The organism is Mesorhizobium sp., from assembly GCF_024509055.1.
In the GTDB taxonomy this organism is placed as follows: Bacteria; Pseudomonadota; Alphaproteobacteria; order Rhizobiales; family Rhizobiaceae; genus Mesorhizobium.
Genome location: NZ_JANINM010000291.1, coordinates 1 through 2,118, shown reverse-complemented (window position 1 = coordinate 2,118; position 2,118 = coordinate 1). Strand labels below are relative to the sequence as shown.

Here is a 2,118-nt window from a genome sequence, read left to right as displayed (position 1 = left end):
TTATTCGCGACAAAACCGCATTCGCATGAACACAGTTGCCATGCCGTGACGCTAAGACGTTGCAACAATTGCAGAATCTGCGCCGTTGCATGCTATGACGGAGGTCACGGCATGGATCCTCGGGTCAAGCCCGAGGATGACGAAGGTGCTTTGTGACCCGCGTCTCGCATTGGCTTTTCCGCCGATTTCGGGCAAACCTCGTCGCCTGAAAAACCGACATGGAGAAGCGTGATGTTCCGATGGGGTGTTCTGTCGACGGCAAAGATCGGCCGCGAGCAGCTTTTGCCGGCAATCGTGGACTCGGAGAACGGCGTCTTGTCGGCGATCGCCAGCCGCGACCTGTCCAAGGCCAAGGCGCTGGGCGACCGGTTCGGCGCCCGCCATGCCTTTGGCTCATATGAGGAATTGCTGGCCTCCAAGGAGGTCGACGGCGTCTACATTCCGCTGCCCACTTCGCAGCATGTCGAATGGACGGCAAAGGCGATCGAGGCAGGCAAGCATGTGCTGGTCGAGAAACCGCTGGCGCTCGACGCCAAGGACATCCTGCCGCTGATCAAGCTGCGCGACGAGAAGAAGGTGCTGGTCTGCGAGGCCTTCATGGTCGTCTACCACCCGCAATGGATCAAGGTGCGCGACCTGATCGCCAGCGGCGCCATCGGCCGGTTGCGCCACGTGCAGGGCGCGTTCTCCTACTACAATGTCGACCCCAACAACATGCGCAACCAGCTCGACCTCGGCGGCGGCGCGCTGCCCGACATCGGCGTCTACCCAACCGTATCGACGCGGTTTTCGACCGGCAAGGAGCCGGTCCGCGTCCAGGCGACGATCGAGCGCGACAAGACTTTCGGCACCGACATCTATTCCTCGGTGCGCGCCGATTTCGGCGACTTCGAACTCTCCTTCTACCTCTCGACGCAGATGGCGGCCCGCCAGGTGATGGTGTTCCATGGCGAGAAGGGCTTCATCGAGGTCTTTGCGCCGTTCAATGCCGGCCTCTACGACCATCACCGCATCGAGTTGCACAACCAGAACCACACCGAGGCGCAGGTATTTCGCTTCCCCGGCACGCAACAGTACCGGCTGGAGTGCGAAGCCTTCGTGCGCGCCGCCCAGGGCGGCAAGGACCGCGTCTTCACGCTGGAGGAATCGGTGCTCAACCAGAAGGTCATCGACGCCATCTTCCGCGCCGGCGAGAAAGAGGGCTGGGAAGCCGTCTGAGTCTTTGCACTAAGCTAGCCGGCTAATTCAGGGAGGAGCGGATGGCTGACGCGGACGTGATCATTGTCGGCGCGGGGCTGGCCGGCCTCGTTGCCGCTGCCGAATTGGCCGAGGCCGGCAGGAAGATCGTTATCGTCGACCAGGAGCCGGAGCAGTCGCTGGGCGGCCAGGCCTTCTGGTCGTTCGGGGGACTGTTCCTGGTCGATTCTCCCGAGCAGCGACGCATGCGCATCCGCGATTCGCACGACCTGGCACTCGAGGACTGGATGAGCACCGCGGCCTTCGACCGGCCGGAGGATTTCTGGCCGCGCAAATGGGCGGAGGCCTATGTCGGCTTCGCCGCCGGCGAGAAGCGTTCCTGGCTGATCGAACGGGGCCTGAAATTCTTTCCTGTCGTCGGCTGGGCCGAGCGTGGCGGCGGCAATGCCTCCGGCCACGGCAATTCGGTGCCGCGCTTCCACATCACCTGGGGCACCGGGCCGGGCGTGATCGAACCTTTCGTGCTGCGCGTGCGGGAGGCGCAAAAGCGCGGGCTCGTCCAATTCAAGTTCCGCCACCGGGTCAACGAGATCATCCGCACGGGGAACACCGTCACTGGCGTGCGCGGCGACGTGCTGGAGCCGAGCAGCGTCGAGCGCGGCCGCAAGAGCTCGCGCGACGTCGCCGGAGACTTCGAGCTCCATGCGCAAGCGGTGATCGTCGCCTCCGGCGGCATCGGCGGCAATCACGAGCTGGTGCGCAGGAACTGGCCTGAGCGCCTGGGCAAGCCGCCCGAGCGGATGATCACCGGCGTGCCGGACCATGTCGACGGCCGCATGCTGGCTATCACCGAAGCGACCGGGGGCAGGATCATCAACCGCGACCGCATGTGGCACTATGTGGAGGGCATCAAGAACTGGG

Annotated in this window: 2 protein-coding genes; both read left to right on the top strand. The window is 64.1% G+C overall.

The window, feature by feature from the left end; translation table 11 throughout:
* Positions 1-231 precede the first annotated feature (231 nt).
* A complete protein-coding gene (locus Q0L57_RS13200) occupies positions 232-1,218 on the top strand; it encodes a Gfo/Idh/MocA family oxidoreductase (protein ID WP_296743275.1) in 987 nt (328 codons plus the stop codon).
* Positions 1,219-1,259: 41 nt separating this feature from the next.
* Positions 1,260-2,118 (top strand): FAD-binding dehydrogenase (locus Q0L57_RS13195; RefSeq protein WP_296743274.1); only part of this gene is annotated, 859 nt, incomplete at its 3' end.